This is a genomic window from Chitinophagaceae bacterium (genome assembly GCA_016713085.1).
Taxonomy (GTDB): domain Bacteria; phylum Bacteroidota; class Bacteroidia; order Chitinophagales; family Chitinophagaceae; genus Lacibacter.
Window position 1 is genome coordinate 1141422 of the sequence record JADJPV010000001.1, and the last position, 17744, is coordinate 1159165.

13 protein-coding genes and 2 pseudogenes are annotated in these 17744 nt (G+C 40.2%); 3 read left to right on the top strand and 12 right to left on the bottom strand.

The window, feature by feature from the left end; translation table 11 throughout:
* From IPK31_05470 to IPK31_05510, 9 genes are all read right to left on the bottom strand, one after another.
* Positions 1 to 603, bottom strand: a complete 603-nt coding sequence (locus IPK31_05470; GenBank protein ID MBK8087428.1) for an acyltransferase — start codon at positions 601 to 603, stop codon at positions 1 to 3.
* Positions 604 to 666: 63 nt separating this feature from the next.
* Positions 667 to 1956 carry an ATP-binding cassette domain-containing protein gene (locus IPK31_05475; protein ID MBK8087429.1) on the bottom strand — a complete coding sequence of 430 codons (1290 nt, stop codon included), beginning with the start codon at positions 1954 to 1956 and terminating at the stop codon, positions 667 to 669.
* A gap of 4 nt (positions 1957 to 1960) precedes the next feature.
* Entirely contained in the window at positions 1961 to 2821 is an 861-nt protein-coding gene (locus tag IPK31_05480) for an ABC transporter permease (protein MBK8087430.1), read from the bottom strand.
* 16 nt (positions 2822 to 2837) lie between these two features.
* Positions 2838 to 3944: a glycosyltransferase family 4 protein gene (locus IPK31_05485; protein ID MBK8087431.1), complete on the bottom strand. Its 1107-nt coding sequence runs from the start codon at positions 3942 to 3944 to the stop codon at positions 2838 to 2840.
* Positions 3931 to 5721, bottom strand: a complete 1791-nt coding sequence (gene asnB, locus IPK31_05490; GenBank protein ID MBK8087432.1) for an asparagine synthase (glutamine-hydrolyzing) — start codon at positions 5719 to 5721, stop codon at positions 3931 to 3933. The genes IPK31_05485 and asnB overlap by 14 nt, the downstream gene beginning before the upstream one ends.
* A gap of 220 nt (positions 5722 to 5941) precedes the next feature.
* Positions 5942 to 7189: a polysaccharide biosynthesis tyrosine autokinase gene (locus IPK31_05495; protein MBK8087433.1), complete on the bottom strand. Its 1248-nt coding sequence runs from the start codon at positions 7187 to 7189 to the stop codon at positions 5942 to 5944.
* Entirely contained in the window at positions 7173 to 8342 is a 1170-nt protein-coding gene (locus IPK31_05500) for a hypothetical protein (protein MBK8087434.1), read from the bottom strand. Before IPK31_05500 ends, IPK31_05495 begins: the two co-directional genes overlap by 17 nt.
* 12 nt (positions 8343 to 8354) lie before the next feature.
* Positions 8355 to 9200, bottom strand: a complete 846-nt coding sequence (locus tag IPK31_05505) for a polysaccharide biosynthesis/export family protein (GenBank protein ID MBK8087435.1) — start codon at positions 9198 to 9200, stop codon at positions 8355 to 8357.
* An 18-nt stretch (positions 9201 to 9218) separates the two neighbouring features.
* On the bottom strand, positions 9219 to 9725 hold the full coding sequence (locus IPK31_05510) for a UpxY family transcription antiterminator (GenBank protein ID MBK8087436.1): 507 nt from the start codon (positions 9723 to 9725) through the stop codon (positions 9219 to 9221).
* A gap of 411 nt (positions 9726 to 10136) precedes the next feature.
* Here IPK31_05510 and IPK31_05515 point away from each other — a divergent pair, with 411 nt between their 5' ends.
* Complete coding sequence (locus tag IPK31_05515; protein ID MBK8087437.1) at positions 10137 to 11288, top strand: DUF1624 domain-containing protein; 1152 nt, start codon at positions 10137 to 10139, stop codon at positions 11286 to 11288.
* A 118-nt stretch (positions 11289 to 11406) separates the two neighbouring features.
* Here IPK31_05515 and IPK31_05520 read toward each other — a convergent pair.
* Positions 11407 to 12132, bottom strand: a pseudogene (locus IPK31_05520) (NTP transferase domain-containing protein).
* A 110-nt stretch (positions 12133 to 12242) separates the two neighbouring features.
* Entirely contained in the window at positions 12243 to 13697 is a 1455-nt protein-coding gene (locus IPK31_05525; protein MBK8087438.1) for a phosphotransferase, read from the bottom strand.
* A 74-nt stretch (positions 13698 to 13771) separates the two neighbouring features.
* On the opposite strand from IPK31_05525, the gene IPK31_05530 reads away from it, so the two are divergent.
* Positions 13772 to 14860, top strand: a complete 1089-nt coding sequence (locus tag IPK31_05530) for a metallophosphoesterase (protein MBK8087439.1) — start codon at positions 13772 to 13774, stop codon at positions 14858 to 14860.
* A gap of 25 nt (positions 14861 to 14885) precedes the next feature.
* Positions 14886 to 15656 (top strand): DUF2490 domain-containing protein, encoded by a 771-nt coding sequence (locus tag IPK31_05535; GenBank protein MBK8087440.1) that lies wholly within the window; start codon positions 14886 to 14888, stop codon positions 15654 to 15656.
* Positions 15657 to 15722: 66 nt separating this feature from the next.
* Here IPK31_05535 and IPK31_05540 read toward each other — a convergent pair.
* Positions 15723 to 17662: pseudogene (locus tag IPK31_05540) on the bottom strand (M1 family peptidase).
* Positions 17663 to 17744 lie beyond the last annotated feature (82 nt).

The window sequence follows — 17744 nt, forward strand, 5'->3', positions numbered from 1 at the left end:
TTACACCCAGAGATTATTTTTTCTGTATTCTTCAAATTTTTCTTTGGGGATATAGCCAATATATTCCGGCTCACTTTTATAGGGTATGCACTTTTCTTTTTCTAAGTATTTGATCACTTTGGCCGGGTTGCCGCCAATAACGCAATAACCTTCCGGGAAAGACTTTGTTACAACTGATCCTGCGCCAACAATTGTAAAATCTCCCAGTGTCACGTTTGGCAAAATCACACTGTTCATACCAAGCCAGCAATAATTTCCAATTCTTACTTCAGATGTTAAGTCGTGCTTGCTGCTGTCGTACAAATTATGATTGGAACTGATGATGCCAACGTTTTGTGCAATCCGTGTATAATCGCCGATATACACTTTTCCTATTCCCTGGATATAACAACCGGGTTCATATCCGGGATTTGCTTCAACTCCGATAATGATATGTTTATACTGGTTGATCTTACTTGTAAAATGTACAGGCCAGTAAACTTTTTTATTAAACCCCAGTACCTTCTGCATAAACCACATGCGCAAAGAACAGTACACGGGCGAATGCCTTGTATTTTTTACAAAATGAAAATAGGGTATGGCAAGAATGGAGTGATACAGCATTGCATCTGCCTTCCTGATAAAGTATCTCCAGACCCTAACCGGAAATGAAGTTTTTCTGCTCATTTAACTTGCTTCAGTTTTCACTTCCCATTTTAAAAATGGATGAACAACGCCTCCCGGCTTACTGGCATAGGTATTTCCCAGCTGGTTATAGATCAGTTCGGAAATGGTGAATGAAACGGGCAGGCTCATGATGATGGATCGTGTAATCGGGATATCAAAGTCAACCGTTGCAACATACACACCTGCATTAAGCAGGCTGCCGGGTATATGGCAGATGCTTTTGTACCTGCCGGGCACACGCAGTCTTGAATCTTCCTGGAAACCATAATCGCTGCTGGAAAATATATTGGTACCATCAGAGGTTAGCAGGTTAAGGGCTACACGGAGATCTTTAATCTCTTCTTTGATATCGTATTCAATTTCTACATGCAGATCGTCGGTGGTGGTAAGCAGTGTATCCAGCCGGTGTTTGTTATCATACACCTTAATAGAGTGCACGGTTATTTCACTGGTGGAAGGCTGTTCGTTTTCTTCCCACTCCATTATCCTGTCGGCTTCATTGCCACCTGATAAATAACTGTCAATAATATCAGCCGTATGTCCGTCTTTCTTTAAAGTGCCATGTTCCATTAATATTGCATGTGTACAGAGATTACGTACAGCTCCCATGTTATGACTTACAAACAAAACGGTTCTTCCTTCAGAGTTGGATACATCTTTCATTTTACCCAGGCACTTGTTCTGGAATTCAGCATCACCTACAGCCAGTACTTCATCCACAATTAAAATTTCACTTTCAAGATGTGCCGATACACCAAAAGCAAGCCGCACATACATACCGCTGCTGTAACGTTTAACCGGTGTATCAATATACCGTTCCACACCGGCAAAATCAACAATCTCATCAAACTTTCGTTTGATCTCTTCTTTCGACATGCCCAGGATTGCGCCGTTTAGAAAAATATTTTCTCTTCCGGTAAGTTCAGGATGAAAGCCTGTGCCCACTTCCAGCAAAGAAGCAATGCGGCCTTTTGCTTTAAACGTTCCAGTTGTTGGTGCAGTAACTCTTGATAATAGTTTCAGCAGAGTTGACTTACCTGCACCATTCTTTCCAATAATGCCGAGTACTTCACCCTGCTTTACATCAAAGTTCACATCTTTCAATGCCCACACATATTCACCACCTGCTGTGTCCCGTTTGTTTTCCTGTCCTAATTTTAAAAAAGGGTCTTCTTTGCCTCTTACCTTATGCCACCAGCGGTTGAGATCATGACTAAGCGTACCTGTGCCCACTTCACCAAGGCGGTACATTTTGGAAAGGTTTCTTATTTCGATTACGGTTTGTGACATAGTATTAAACGGTGTCCATAAAGTTTTTCTCTACCTTATTAAAGATGAGCGTCCCGACAATCAGAATAACTGCTGTTGCCGCTACACTGTAACCAAGATAAATCCAGTTAAAATCACCTTTTCCTAAAAATGCGTAACGGAACGTTTCAATGATTGCTGTGAACGGGTTTGCAACGATGAGCCATTTATATTTTTCAGGAGCCAGTGATAACGGATAAACAACAGGTGTTGCAAACATCACTAGCTGAATACCGAATGTTAATAAAAAACGGAGATCACGGTACTTGGTGGTAAGTGATGAAAAGATGATTCCCAGTCCCAGTGCCAGTGCGGCCATTAACAGAATTAAAAAAGGAAGCAGCAACATCACATCCCAGTGCGGATGAACCTTATCGGATGTAATTAAGTAATACAGCCACATGGAAAGAAACAGAAGAAACTGGATAAATAAACGGATGAGATTGGAAACTACAATGGAAAGCGGAATAACTAACCGGGGAAAATAAACCTTGCCAAAAATACTTGCGTTTGCAATAAACGTATCGGCCGTTTTAGTAAGTGATTCAGAAAAATAATTCCAGCAGGTTACACCGGCAAGATAAAATAACATGGGCGGCGTATCGTCGGTTTTAATGCCGGCCACCTTTGTAAAAATGATAAAGTACATCGCCGTTGTAAGTAATGTTTGTATAAAAAACCAGAGAGGGCCCAGAATAGTCTGTTTATAAAATGCAACAAAATCCCTTCGCACAAGTAAGAGCAGCAGATCCCTGTATTTCCATACTTCCTTAAAATTAATGCTCAACAGGGATGATTGTGGTGCAATCTCGATATCCCAATGTTCCTGTTGTTTTAATTCACTCATTTTGCTGTTAGTTAAATTAAAATCGAATACTGTGTACTAATCGTTCTTTATAATGATCAAATGAAAAAAAGTTCAGCATCTTCTGCTGAAGCTGTCCCGGTTCTTTTTGCTGATGCAAAACGATTTGTATTGCTTCCTGCAATTGTTCTTCATTATCAGGATCAATCAATGTTCCCAGTTCACCAAACTGCAATGCTTCTGTACTGCCATCTTTATTGCCTGCAATCACTGGCAGCCCGCAGGCCATGGCTTCTAAGTACACAATACCAAATCCTTCGCCTTTGCTGGGCATCACAAAAACATCAGCTAATAAATAATGTGCTGTTACCTCCTCATCTGCTATAAAGCCTGGCATCAGCACATATTCCTCTAACCCGTTGGCAGTAATCAATTTTTGCATCCGCTTCTTCTCCGTATCATCTGCTTTACCGGCAAGAATATATTTAAACCGCAATCCGCTCTTTACTAATTGCGGTAAGATGCTGATTACTTTATCATAACCTTTGTACCCTTCTTCACTGTTCAAACGGGTTAAAGTAAAAATTACTTTATGCTGTTCACTGAGTCCGTATCTTTTTTGTAAATAAGTTGGCTTCGAAAACTCATCAGGCAGTTGAAAATGCGGATCCAGTGTATTGGGAAAAACACTGATCTTTTCTGCAGGCAGTTGCTGCAGTTCAACTAATTTATTTTTGGTGAACGTACTTACAGCCAGTATCTGATCAGCCTTCTGCAATATTTTTTTTTTAATTCCGCTCACCGGTTCAAACACTTCAATACCATGACAGATAACCGTTAATTTTTTGGATGGCCGCAGGAGTTTATATAACACTCCAACCATTGCAAGATTCATATGGCCAATGATCAGTTCATCAACCCGCAGCGACTGTAATACATTCTGCAGTACAAACCGGATACGTTTACCGGAGTAAGCCTGGAAACTTTCGGGTGGTACATAAGCTGCATCCGAATGATCGTCATACATACCTGCAAAGGATGCCTGGAAATTCAGCGGTTGTTGTAAATCAATCATGGCTTTCATAAAAGCCCGGTTGAATTTTTCAATTCCGCCCATACTTGAAAAAGCAGTCAATGCAAGAAACCGGATCTTACGCTGCTGCATGAAATGCGTTTTGCGAAAACCTGCTCATGAGCAGGGCGCACCAGTAACGGCCCCACGACAAACGTTTTTTCTGAAATGATTTGTAAAATTTTTTCTCATCCTCTGTTGAAGGCATAATGAATTCGTTTTCTTTCAGCCATCCTTCAAACGGAAACGTAAAGCCCTGCTTTTTTCGCTTCCATATTTCCACAGGCAGTTCCTGCTCAAATGCTTTTACCAGCATATACTTTGGTGGCGATTTTTTAAACTTCAGAGCAGCATCAATTACTCCTGCCATGATCATCATTTCTTTATCAAGGAATGGAACCCTGATTTCCAGTCCATGCCACATACTCATAAAATCAGAATCTTTCAGCAGCTGGTTCTGCATATAAAAATTCGTTTCCAGCCAGCTTACACGGTTACCATTAGCTAACCCGTTGATCGGGTAATGCTCACTTAAATTGGCAAGCTCAAGTTCAACTTCTTTTTGAGTACTTCCAAGTAAAGAGGCAACAGAAACAGGTGTAAAAATTCCACGGTAGCTCAGGTATTCTGATGCTGTATTCTGTGTGCCTGCATAACTGAGTTTGCGGATCCGGTGATCAGGAAAATGCTGCAACCCTCTCAGCATTCCATCTGGCATTTTCTTCACCATGTCCATTCTTCCCTGTTGCTGAAAAGATGGATAGCCGCCGAATAATTCATCGGCACCAAGGCCAGATAGCACCGCTTTCAATCCGTATTCCTTAGCATACATTGAAATAAAATAGGTATTGATTCCATCTAATGTTGGCTGATCCATGGCCTGCATGGCATCGTCCAGCTTTTCATTGAAAATATCTTTGGTTACAAGAAAAGATTGATGTTTTGCTTTTGTTTTATCAATGATGAGCTGCTGAAACCGGTCCTCTGAAAATGCCTTTTCATTAAATACAATCGACAGTGTATGCAGATTTTCTTTTTGTGTACGACTTGCAATCAGGGTCAGCAGACTGGAATCAATTCCACCGCTTAAAAACAAACCGATGGGTGCATCCGATACAAGATGCCGTTCAACGGATTGTTCCATGGTCTCTCTCAAAAGCTGTAATGCTTCCTCTTCATTCTTCAGTTTGCCGCTGAACTTCCATTCAAAAAACACCTGTTTTTTAGTTTCTAAAGAAGGCAGCTGAATAATCATAGCTGTTCCTTTTTCAAGAGGCACAACTGATTTTAATGTAGTGATGGGTTCGGGTAAATGTCCGAAGGTTAAGAAAGCAGTTTGCCAGTTATGGTTTTCTTCAAATTTTTTCTCCACCTGCTGAAAAGCTCTCATTTCAGAAGCAAAGTATAAACAGGAATCATCAATATAATAATATAACGGTTTAATACCGGCATGATCTCTTGCCAGTATCAATTCCTGTTTCTGTTCATCTAAGATGGCTAATGCAAACATACCGTTGAAATATTCAAAGGCATCTGTTCCCCATTGACGGTATGCCTTTAAAATAACTTCTGTATCACTTTCAGTTTTAAACTGGTGACCATAATGTTTCAGTGTATTACGGAGTTCTTTATAATTATAAATTTCTCCGTTATATACTATTGTCAGCTGGTCATCAATCATGGGTTGATGACCAGCTGCACTCAAATCAATCAGTGATAAACGCCGGTGACCAAATGCCAATGGCAATGTTTGGTGCACAAGAATTCCTTCATCATCCGGACCTCCATGTTTCATGGAATCACGCATGTGAACAATCTGCTGCTGCAGATTTTTTACTGTGGGATCATATATACCGGCAATGCGGCACATCTGTAATAATGAAAAGAATACTTATAAATACTAAACGTACGGGATACTATAACAACCGTATGATTAGATAAAACTTATTTCTCTTTAAACTCCTTCCCCTCTTTCGAACTCTTAGCCCCATTCCTCTGCGAACCCTGTACCTCTGTGTTAAACCATTTGAGCTTAGCGAAAATTATCTTCCCCTTCTTTCAACTCCTTCCCCTCTTTTGATCTCTTAGCTCTACTTAATCCCCACAAACTGCAGCACCTTATTATACCATTTATTCTTCTTCGGATCATTATCATAATAACCATAGCCATAACCATAGCCATAACCATAACCGTACCCATAACCGCCATAGCCGTAATAACTGTTATAACCTTCTACCTTAATATCATTTACAATAATAGAAGTGCCGGGGAACTTCTTTTGCTGGTAAAGATCTTCCAGTAATTGCAATTGCTTCTTAAACGTATAACGCTGGCGTACCACAAACAAAGTGGCATCAGCAAAATTTGCCAGCGTCATAGAATCACTCACCAGCCCGATCGGGGCTGTATCAATAATTACCGCATCAAAATTATCACGGCAGAATTCAAACAGTTCTTTGATCTTGGAATCTAATAACAATTCAGAAGGATTGGGCGGTGTTGGTCCGCAGGCAATCACAAATAAATTATCTGTTTCCGGAACCGGAACCGGCAGATCCTCCAGTTTTACTTTTCCGATAATAAAATGCGTAATACCAAAGGTTCGGGCAATACCGAGTCCGCTGATAATTTTTGGTTTGCGTAAATCAAATTCAAGGATTACCGTACGTTTACCGGTTAATGCAATGGAAGCCGCCAGGTTGGTGGCAGCAAATGATTTACCCTCACCACTGAAGGAAGAGGTAACCAGTAAAACCGGGGTACGTTCCTTCTTCAAAACAGATTGAAGGTTCGACCGGATGATCCGGAACTGTTCTGCAAGAATAGTTCGGCTGTTCTTCACAACTACCATTGTTTCAGGTTTATCGTTATGCCCAAGTTCACCAATTACCGGTATTCTCGTGTTCTTTGTAATATCTCCTTTGTTCGTTACCCGGTCGTTCATCAGGTCCCTGATCAGGATTATAATTACAGGAATCAGGATGCCAAAAAATACGGCCAGCATGTACGCATTTTTTCGCTTGGGTAAAACAGGCGTATTGCTGCCTTCCGCTTCAGCAAATACTTTTGAATTAGACAGGGTGGATGCTAACTGAATCCCCGTTTCTTCTTTTTTTTGAAGGAGGAATGTAAAAAGTTCATTCTTGATTAGTTGCTGACGCTTAATTTCCCTGATCTGGCTCTCCTTTTCCGGAAGAGCAAACATTTCTTTTCGGATGATTGTATTCTGCCGCTCCAGGTCATTCCTGGCAACAACATAAGATTGCTTGATATTTTTCAGGTTCTCCAGAATGGAGGTCCTGGTTTTTTCAATATTCTGCTCAATTTCCCTGATCACAGGGCTGCCTTCCCCTGCTTAACTGCAGTTCATTTTCCCGCTTTAATACAAATTTATTATACTCGGCAACGAGATAAATAAGTGTAGGATCTTCTAACGTTAAAATCGTTGGTGTAAGATTATTTGCATTCTTTTTATCCTGCATATAATTTTCCAGCAGCTCGAGTATCTTGATCTGCACCTCCTGTTTATTGAGGTCTTTTTCTGTTGTGGTCATATTCTCCAGGTACAGCTGCGACTGGTCTTCCAGGTCAAGAAACTTATTATTCTTTTTAAAATTCTGCAGGTTGCCCTCTACAATTCCCAGTTCACCTTCCAGCTTATCTAAACGTTCGTTGATAAAATTTAGCGAGTTCTGGGAAATACGGCTTTTGTCTACCATATTATAACGGCCGTATTCATTCATCACCTGGTTCAGAATATCAATTCCTTTTTCAACATTCAGGGTGCTGAGTGAAAGTATCAATACACTCGAGGTACGGCTTTTCTGTGCAATGTTTAAATTACCAACTATTTCTCCGGCAGTTGCTTTAGTCGGCATCCATCTGAAAGTAAACCGACGACCCTCACTGCCACTGAGCATTGAACCCTTTGGTATAATTCGGAATGTGGAACCGTAATCTTCGATATTACTGTAAAAACTCCGGGGCCTGGTTTCCTTATTGAGTAAAAAAGTAGTTTGATTTATCAACTGAATATTAAAAGAATAAAATCTGGTACTGTCAGCAATCCGCACTGCTTCAACAGTAAAAGGAGACTGCTTATACACTTCACTGCTTCTTACCTTTCCATGTTCAATATATACAGAGTTCACACCCAGGCTGTCAACCACCCTGCCAAGAAATTCTTTTGATTTCATGAGATCAATTTCATCTTCCATATTGATCTTGTCAGTCGGGTTAAACATACTGCTGAACTTATCGTTGCCGCCTTTAATATTGGCCGCATTCTCCATTTTTACAATCATACTGCTGCTTACACTGTAAACAGGAGTTGCCCAGCGTAAATAGGCCCAAGACACAATCAATGAAATACCCAGTGCAAAGAAAAACAGGGGAAGATTGGAAATATATTTAAACAGGATTTCCTTGAAGGTCAGCATTTTCCCTTCAGTTTCTGTTTGCTGTACTTGCTCAAAACCGTTTGTTGCCATCAGGAAATTGTATTAACGAAAGAACGTGATAAATAATAGAATAATATTAAGTGCACTCAAACCGAAACCTACATATTGCATTGTGCGGGTTACTGACTGATCAGTTGTTTTGAGATAGCGGTTAGTGGGTGCCACATATACCACATCATTCTGCTTCAGGTAATAATTGGGTGAGTTGAAAAAATCACCCTTGGTTAAATCAATATAATGCATGGTACGTTTACCGTTTTGTTCCCTCGAAAGCAGGATGGTTTTTAAATCACCTCCCGGTGCAACACCGCCTACTTCGCCCAATGCCTGTAAAAAAGAAACCCGCTCTGACTCAAATATTTTTGATCCCGGCTGAGCCACACTTCCTAAAAAGGTTACCCTGAAGTTCAGGTAACGGATATTCACAATCGGATCTTCTTTTAAATATTCTGAGGAACGTTTGATGATTTCCTTTTCAAGATCCAGTTTGGTCATACCGTCTGCATGAATAATTCCCAGCAACGGCAATTTAATATCGCCGGTTGTAATGTCAACTAAGTAACCGCTGGGTGAAACACCTGCACTGGAATTAGAAGATCCGGCACCGGAACCTACAGTTGCTGAAGAATAATTCTGACTGAACAATTGATTGGAAGACGAACTCCTCGAGGAAATGGTGATCTGCAGTAAGTCCCCTTTTTGAATAATGGGCTCAATCAGTTGATACTGGGCAAGTTTAGCTGTGTCTAATCCTTCATTAAAATACACATTTTCTTTCCGCAGTTGTTCAGGTGAAACACAGGCGCTGAAAAGTGTAATTGCTAAAATGCCCAACAGGCAGTATTTACGCATCATATTTTTTATTTGATCCGGTATAAAAATCTTCATCAGTAACGTTGCTTCAGTTTAATTATTTGTAACAGGTTCCAGGTTGCTCTTTTCAAACTGTGCCGTCAATTCATAACCCAACCTCTCCAGCAATACATAGGCCCTGTTATTCACCACTTTAATCACCAGTCCTTCGGTATCCATCATCAATCCTGTTCTCACTCTCACTCTTTCTCCGGCTGCAATGTTCACCGGGTTGGCTTGTACATCTTCGTACTCCTTCAGAAATTTACGGATCATTTCAATCTCTGCCTGTTTTATCACAGCTGGCTTTCCCTCCCAATACACAAAATTAACCACACCTTCCGAAAGCCTCACAATGCCCTTTTCCTCTTCAGTAATATAAACAAATACATACGACTTAAACAGGGGTTCTTCAATCACTTTATAACGGTCGCTCCATTTTCTCCGCACCTTATTAAGAGGACAATAAAATTCCAGCCCCTTTTTTTCAAGATGAAGGCATATTTTCTTCTCCCATCGGGGCCTTGTATATACAGCGTACCAGTTTTTTGTCTTTCCCATTTCAATTCAGAGCAAAGCTTCGCCACCTCAGTCACATAGCATAAAAAAACTGAGCTAATAAAAATTGGTTTGTATAGCAATAAAAAAGGCAAACAAGCCTGTAAGGCTTATTTACCCTTCCATTATTTTATAGAATTCTGCCAAAGGCAGAAATTTGTTGTTGATTGCTCCGGTTTCACCATTACACTTCATAAATGCATATGCACCCTTTTGATGGTTGCAAATATATGACTTTAAAGGCTTTATCTCTTCTATTCCCCATCTCAACCAGTTAAGTGTCTTCCTTCAGTGTCAGTTAAGGCTGCAATTTAAAGGTTGACTGCCAATCTTAAAAAAATAATATCAACGTTGCGTTGATAAATAGCAGTGAGGCTCATTACATTTTCCTACATTTAATTCAAACTTCCTGCTTTGAATCAACGATTTTATTCCCTCGATGTATTTCGTGGTGCCACGGTTGCTTTAATGATCCTTGTCAATAACCCCGGCTCATGGGCACATATCTATGCTCCTTTAGAACATGCTCCCTGGCATGGTTTAACCCCAACTGATTTGGTATTCCCTTTCTTTCTGTTTGCTGTTGGCAATGCCATGTCCTTTGTAGTGCCACGTTTGCAGCAGGGGGGTGATTTAATTTTCTGGAAAAAAGTAGTAAAAAGAACCTTCCTCATTTTTATCATCGGTCTGTTGTTACACTGGAGCCCTTTTATCAAATGGAGCGGAGATCATATTGCATTCAAAACACTCGATAACCTGCGCATCTTTGGTGTGCTGCAGCGTATTGCTGTCTGTTACTTCTTTGCATCGGTGATTGTTTATTATTTCAAACAGAAGGGGGCTTTTGTTTTTGCTGCTGTACTCCTGCTGTTTTACTGGATGCTTTCCCTTCTCTTGGGAACTCCCGGCGATCCTTACAGTTTGAAAGGCTGGTTTGGTACTGATATCGACAAAGCAATTTTAGGTGAAGCACACATGTATAAAGGAGAGGGGCTTGCTTTTGATCCCGAAGGATTGATGAGCACATTTGCAGCCATTGTACAGGTGATCTTTGGATATCTTGTTGGTGATTATATTCAGAAGAAGGGTAAGACCTTTGAAATGATTGCATCACTATTTGTAATAGCCACCTTACTCATCATCACCGGTTTTATCTGGGACATGGTCTTCCCAATTAACAAAAAAATCTGGACCAGTTCTTATACCGTATACACAACCGGGCTCGCCATCTATACGATTGCCACCATGATTTATTTTATAGAATTTAAACAGGCAACAGGATGGCTCACCAAATTCTTTGATGTGTTTGGAAAAAATCCACTGTTCATTTTTGTATTGAGTGGATTTCTTCCACGGCTGCTCGGCCTCATTCGTATACCAAACGGAATCAATGCAGAAGGAATCCCGAAATATTTAAGCCCCTTTGGATGGTTCTATGAAAAAATATGCAAACTCATTCCGGGCATTCCCGAGAATGGTTCTTTGTTTTATGCCCTCTGTATGATTGTGATGTACTGGGCCATCTGTTACTGGCTGGACAAAAAGAAGATCTATATCAAAGTGTAAGGCTGTTGCCACAAAGACACGAAGGCTCTAAGAAGAAAAAAAGAAGAGTTAGTTTACGAAGATGGAATTCTTTTCGTGCAGATTCGTGTAACCTGCCAACCGGCAGGCTGGTTCGTGGCTAAACAAAAAATGATTCTGCCACAGCAACGCTGTCCAGCTTACCCACATCAACTAAAACATCACCACTATGATCATAGCCAAGTATGCGGTGATCTCTTGCCAGGTCTAAATAGGTTTCAGTTAAAGAAAATTTTCCTGTTTGCCGGATGAGTGAGAAAACTTTTGGCTCAAATACCACCACGCAGCTGTATGCTTTTTCAATTAAATGTTTAGCTTTAGTTTCAGCAGACAGAAGATGCGGCCCTTTCTCTTCACCTGTTACATTGTTTCTCCATCAGCATAGTTTAGTTTCTTCATCAAACAAAAAATTCCTCGCTGTCTTCCTGTTCGTTACTGCAAATGAAATGAGTGGTTTATGCTGTTGATGAAATGCAAGCAGTTTGTCTAAATGAAGATTGGTGAGTATATCAACATTAATCGTTACAAAAGGTTCATCACCATCAAGTAATGGTCTTGCTTTTAATAATCCTCCTCCTGTTTCAAGTACTTCATTTCGTTCATCACTGATGAGTACATTACTTCCCCATCCCTTATTTTTTTCAACAGCATCAATAATCTGATCGGCAAAATGATGCACATTCACCACCACATCTGTAATTCCGTACTTCTGCAGGTATTCAATATTCCGTTGCAGCAAACTTTTTCCATTCACTAATGCCAATGCTTTGGGATGTTTGTCTGTCCATGGTTTAAACCTTGTGCCCAGCCCTGCTGCAAAAATCATCGCCTTAAGCCCCCTCCGCCCCCTAAAGGGGAACTTGTAACATCTTCATTAAGCGTAACATTCATTACTGTAAAGTTTATTGTATTTACACCCCTTTAGGGGCTGGGGGCTTAATAGGTTTGATTGATCCAGTTCTTTGCATCCTGTATCAAATGTTTCAGTTCAATCTTTACACCATATTTGTTTTTGATATGCCTTGCCAGTGCATCAGCTGCATACACACTTCTGTGCTGACCACCGGTACATCCAAAACTGATCTGCAGGTTGGCAAAACCCCGTTTCATATAATCTTCCACAGCAATATCAACAAGGTTATAAATGCTGTTTAAAAACTGCGGCATTCTTGTTTGCTGTTCCAGGAAATCTTTTACATCCTTATCTCTTCCGGTTTGTGTTTTATATTCTTCAAATCGTCCGGGGTTCAAAATACTTCTGCAATCAAACACAAAGCCGCCACCATTATCTGTTTCATCTGTTGGTATACCCGTCAGTTTATAGGAGAAACTATTAATGCGTACAACCAGCGGAGTATCTTCCGTTGCTTTCATTGGTTCAAAGCGGTGAATCACTTCTTCTTCCACCATCAAGCCAAGCATACGTTCAAACTCAGGCAGCCTGATACCCACACGCTTGTTACTTAAAAACCATTTCAGGTTACGTAATGCAATGGGTATGCTGGTTAAAAAATGTGCTTTGCGTTCAAACAAACCTCTGAAGCCATAAGCACCTAATACCTGCAGTAAACGGATGAGCACATAGCCATTGTACTGGCTTACAAACCTGGTACGGTCAATTTTTGTATGAAGCACTTCATCCACACAATCCATATAATAATCCAGTAAATTATTTTTCCACTCATCGGGTAGTTCTGCTTTTGCCTGCCACAGTAAGGAAGCAACATCATACTGCAAAGCGCCAAGCATCCCGCCCTGGTAATCGATGAAATGAACCTGGTCATTTTTAACCATTACATTCCTGCTTTGAAAATCACGAAACATAAAATACTTATGATCCACATGGGTGAGATAAGTACTCAATGCATCAAAATCATCAATCAGTTTTTCTTTATCGTAAGGAATCTTTAAAGTATCAAGAAAGTAATACTTGTAATAGAGCAAATCTGAAAGGATTGCCTGTTTACCAAATTCTTTTGAGGTAATGCACCAGTCATAGTTCAGGTTTTCCTGCCCCCTGATTTGCATATAAGCAAGTCTTTGCAGGGCCTGTTGAAAAAGACTGTACGCATGGTGATGATACCCATTTTGTTCCAGCACATTTAATAAAGAAACATCACCAAAGTCTTCCTGCAGGTAAATAGTTTCATCCTCATTCACCAAAAATATTTCAGGAACCGGGCAATCGTGTGATTTAAAATGCTCACTGAACTTTAAGAAAGTTTGGTTCTCCCTGATATTCTTACTGGCTGTTGCAATACAGGTAACAGGCCCGGTAACACGGTAATACACCCTGTCACTTCCACTCTGCGGAATCTTTTCAATATGTTCGGGATTTACGTTAAACCTCGATGAATATAAAGAGGCGATCTGATCAATGATGTACTGCATAGAAATTGATTACGGTAAAAGTAACTGAAATTTTTATTTGTGTGAAGAAACACAACTGTTCCCTAATTTTAACCATGCGCCGATTTCTGCACATCATCTTAACCAAACCTGTCATCTGGCTGGCAAATAAATGTTCCAGCAAACCCGATACTGAACGTGTGCATACTGCGCTCACAAAACTTTATGAGCACAGCCTTCGGCATCCGGGTAAAAAAGGATTGGTAATGGATATGAATCCTTCAACCGACCGTTTCATCATCTTCAGCGATCAGCATAAAGGAGCAAAAAACGGAAGTGACGATTTCATGATTGCTGAACCTAATTACCTCGCTGCACTGGATTACTATCATCAGAAGGATTTTCATTTTGTTTCTCTGGGCGACAGTGAAGAACTCTGGGAAAATACAGTGTGGCCCGTTAAATCAAAGAATAAAATCACAACTGAAGCAGAGAAAAAATTTTTAGCTGCAAAACGTTTTACCAAAGTATTTGGTAATCATGATACATACTGGAATAATGATCCCTTTGCAGGATTGCAGCTAATGAGTATGTATGGTGAGCCGGTAAAAATTTATGAAGCGGTTTTATTAAATGTACATATTGAAAATACTGTGCTTCCCTTTTTTCTTACACATGGGCACCAGGGTGATGGACAAAGCGATGGAAATCCTTTCAGTGCATGGTTTGTTGGCACAATCTGGGCTCCGCTGCAAAGTTACCTTCACCTCAATCCCAACACTCCATCATCCAGCAAAGAACTGAAAACAACTCATAACCGTTTTATGTATGAATGGAGTAAACTTGAAAACAATCCTGTTTTAATTACCGGACATACACATCAACCCGTATTTGCTTCACTGACACATCTTGAACATTTATACAAACAACTGATGAAGGCAAGAGAGAATAAGGATGAAACTGCGACAGAAAAACTGAATGCAGAAATACAGTTCCGTCAGCAGGAATATGATTATGTAAGTGGCAATTATATCAATATGAAACCATTTTACTTTAATACGGGCTGCTGCTGTTTCAGTGATGGAGATATTACCGGCATAGAACTGGCAGAAGGAATGATCCGTTTAATAAAATGGAAAAAGAAAGACAATGTTTCTGTTCGTGATGTTCTTGAAGAAATGAAACTCAGTGATCTGCTTGTATAAACATTTGCAATTAACTTTGCTGCCCATGAAACAGATCATTCCAATTATTACAGCTATCATTTTTTTAGTAACGGCATTAAACGCCTCTGCACAGAATAATAGAATAAGAGACAATAACAGTATTGGCTGGTACACAACAACAGGTACAATCAATTTTAATAAAAAATGGAGTGCTCATCTTGAATACCAGTGGCGCAGAGAAAATTATATCAGTAACTGGCAGCAAAGTTTACTCCGAACCGGCATAAATTATAAAGCAAACAATAGCGCTATCCTCCGCATTGGATATGCATGGGCAGAAACGTATCCGTATGGCGATTATCCAGTGAATGCATTTGGAAAAACCTTCAGCGAACATCGTATGTATGAGATGGCAACACTTACACAGCGAAGTGGAACACTGGATATCAGTCACCGTATCATGCTGGAACAAAGATGGCTTCCACGTTACCTGTCCGCTGCATCAACAAAACCTGATCAATGGATGTTCATGAACAGGGCCCGTTATATGCTCCGTTTACAGCAATCATTAAAAGGAAAAACACTGGAAGATAAAGAGCCTTATATAGCTGCTTACGATGAAATCCTGATTGGCTTCGGTAAAAATGTAAATGAAAATATTTTCGATCAAAACAGGTTTGGTCTTTTACTGGGTTACCGTTTTAATCCTGTGTGCAGAATAGAAGGGGGTTATCTCAGCCAGGTTGTTCAATTATCAAGAGAAGTAAGCGGAAGAAATGTTTTTCAGCATAACAATGGTTTTATCATCAGCAGTATTTTCAATATCAATCTGTAAGCTCTCTGCAATAAAAAATGCCACGTTGTATAACGTGGCATTTTTTATTGCAGTAAGAAAAACAATTTATTTCTTCCATAAATTATTAGCAGGGTTCATATCGGGAAGATGATTCTCAGGATCAACCACCACTTCTCTTACTTCAGCTTTTGTAAGTACAGGGAAAGTCCATGTATCTCCACGCTGCCATATTTCAACCGGCAACTGAAGGGTTTGTACATCACCATTTACATCGGTGATCTTAACCGTTACAGGCATCGGCATTTTCTCCAGTAACTGAATGGTAATACTTGTTCCATTCTTCACATCACCTTTAATAGCTGATACCTGTTTCACTGTCACATCAAACTTCCATGTATTAATCACCCAGCTTCTCCAAAACCAGCTGAGATCTTCTCCTGCAACATTTTCCATTGTATGAAAAAAGTCCCATGCTGTTGGATGTTTAAATGCCCATCTTCTTACATACTCTTTAAAGGCGGCATCAAACCTTTCCTTACCCAACACTTCAGTACGTAAAACATAAAGCATCATCCCCGGTTTGAAATAGGCAGCTACACCAAGGTTTTGCTGTTGAAGAACTTCGGGTGTATTTAATAACCCATCCATATTATCCCCAAATACATAACCTGCCATACCACCAACACCTGGCGGATCACTATACTCACCATTATTAAATGCTTCGCCGGAAAGGATATTAATAAATGTATTAAAACCTTCATCCATCCATGCATATTTACGTTCATTGCTTCCCACAATCATTGGGAACCAGGTATGTCCAAACTCATGATCTGTAACACCCCATAATCCACCCTCTGTTGCTCCTGCTCCGCAAAACACAATACCGGGATATTCCATTCCACCAACAATACCGGCTACGTTTGTTGCAGCAGGATAAGGAAATTCAAATAGGTAACTACTGTAAAACTCAATACATGCCTTTGTAAATTCAGTTGAACGGCGCCAATCGTTCCCATCCTTACGTGCTGCACTTTCTTTTGCATATACACTAACTGCCATTGACTTCTTTCCACTTGGTAAATTAATTCTTGCTGCATCCCAAATGAAGGCTGTACTTGCCGCCCATGCCACATCTCTTGTATTAATGCATTTAAATTTCCATGTTGTGAAAGGATTGCCCGGTCTTGAAGAAGCACTGTTTATTTCATCAGCCGTACGGATCATCACGGTTTTATCACTATTCTTTGCTTCGTTCCAGCGTTTTAACTGTTCAGCGGTTAAACATTCCTGCGGATTGGTTAATTCACCGCTTCCTACAATAATCATTTTTGACGGAGCAGTAATTGCATAATCAATATCACCATATTCTAAATAAAACTCTCCTGCACCGAGATAAGGATTGGTGTTCCATCCCAATAAATCATCATACACACATACACGTGGAAACCATTGTGCCACTTCGTAGATCCAGCCATCTTTTTGTTTCAGCCTCCCCATACGATCGGTTCCATATTCAGGAACAGCAAACTGGTATTCAATAACAATTTTGCAGCAGCACTATTATTCTTTAATGCCTCTGGCAACCAAACCTGCATACGTGTATCAGTGATTGAAAACTTTGGTTCAATGAGTTTTCCGTTTACTTCCAGTTTTACAGATTTGATTTCATCTCCTTCTGTAAATTGTCCGTTGGCCCAGCGCCCACCCTGTGTAGTTGTTGTTGCAGAACCACGTGAATCTTTGCGGTAGATATTCTGATCTAACTGCAGCCAGATAAACCGTAACTGATCGGGACTGTTGTTGATATAATTAATTGCAACGGTTCCTTTAATACTGTGATCATCAGGGTTGATCGTTGCCTGGATAGAATAATTGGCCTTGTTCTGCCAGTATTTTGGTCCGGGTTCGCCACTTGCACTCCTGATTTCAGTTCCGGGATATGGATAAAAGAACGGATGAAATGCTTCACGATGATTATACTTACTTTGAGCAAAAAGAACGGTGGTAAGACAGATGCTTACCAGCATAGCAATGATTTTCTTCATATTACATGATTAAATGAACGGCTAAGAAACGAAGGTTTATTTATATGTGAAGGGTTTTTTACAAAAAGGGTCGTTAAAACTG

Coding starts and splice junctions, on each gene's coding strand:
- IPK31_05525 (MBK8087438.1), bottom strand. CDS start 13,697: ATGCAGTACATCATTGATCAGATCGCCTCTTTATATTCATCGAGGTTT.
- IPK31_05510 (MBK8087436.1), bottom strand. CDS start 9,725: ATGGGAAAGACAAAAAACTGGTACGCTGTATATACAAGGCCCCGATGG.
- IPK31_05475 (MBK8087429.1), bottom strand. CDS start 1,956: ATGTCACAAACCGTAATCGAAATAAGAAACCTTTCCAAAATGTACCGC.
- IPK31_05530 (MBK8087439.1), top strand. CDS start 13,772: ATGCGCCGATTTCTGCACATCATCTTAACCAAACCTGTCATCTGGCTG.
- IPK31_05535 (MBK8087440.1), top strand. CDS start 14,886: ATGAAACAGATCATTCCAATTATTACAGCTATCATTTTTTTAGTAACG.
- IPK31_05485 (MBK8087431.1), bottom strand. CDS start 3,944: ATGCAGCAGCGTAAGATCCGGTTTCTTGCATTGACTGCTTTTTCAAGT.
- IPK31_05470 (MBK8087428.1), bottom strand. CDS start 603: ATGCTGTATCACTCCATTCTTGCCATACCCTATTTTCATTTTGTAAAA.
- IPK31_05505 (MBK8087435.1), bottom strand. CDS start 9,200: ATGAAGATTTTTATACCGGATCAAATAAAAAATATGATGCGTAAATAC.
- IPK31_05500 (MBK8087434.1), bottom strand. CDS start 8,342: ATGGCAACAAACGGTTTTGAGCAAGTACAGCAAACAGAAACTGAAGGG.
- IPK31_05480 (MBK8087430.1), bottom strand. CDS start 2,821: ATGAGTGAATTAAAACAACAGGAACATTGGGATATCGAGATTGCACCA.
- asnB (MBK8087432.1), bottom strand. CDS start 5,721: ATGTGCCGCATTGCCGGTATATATGATCCCACAGTAAAAAATCTGCAG.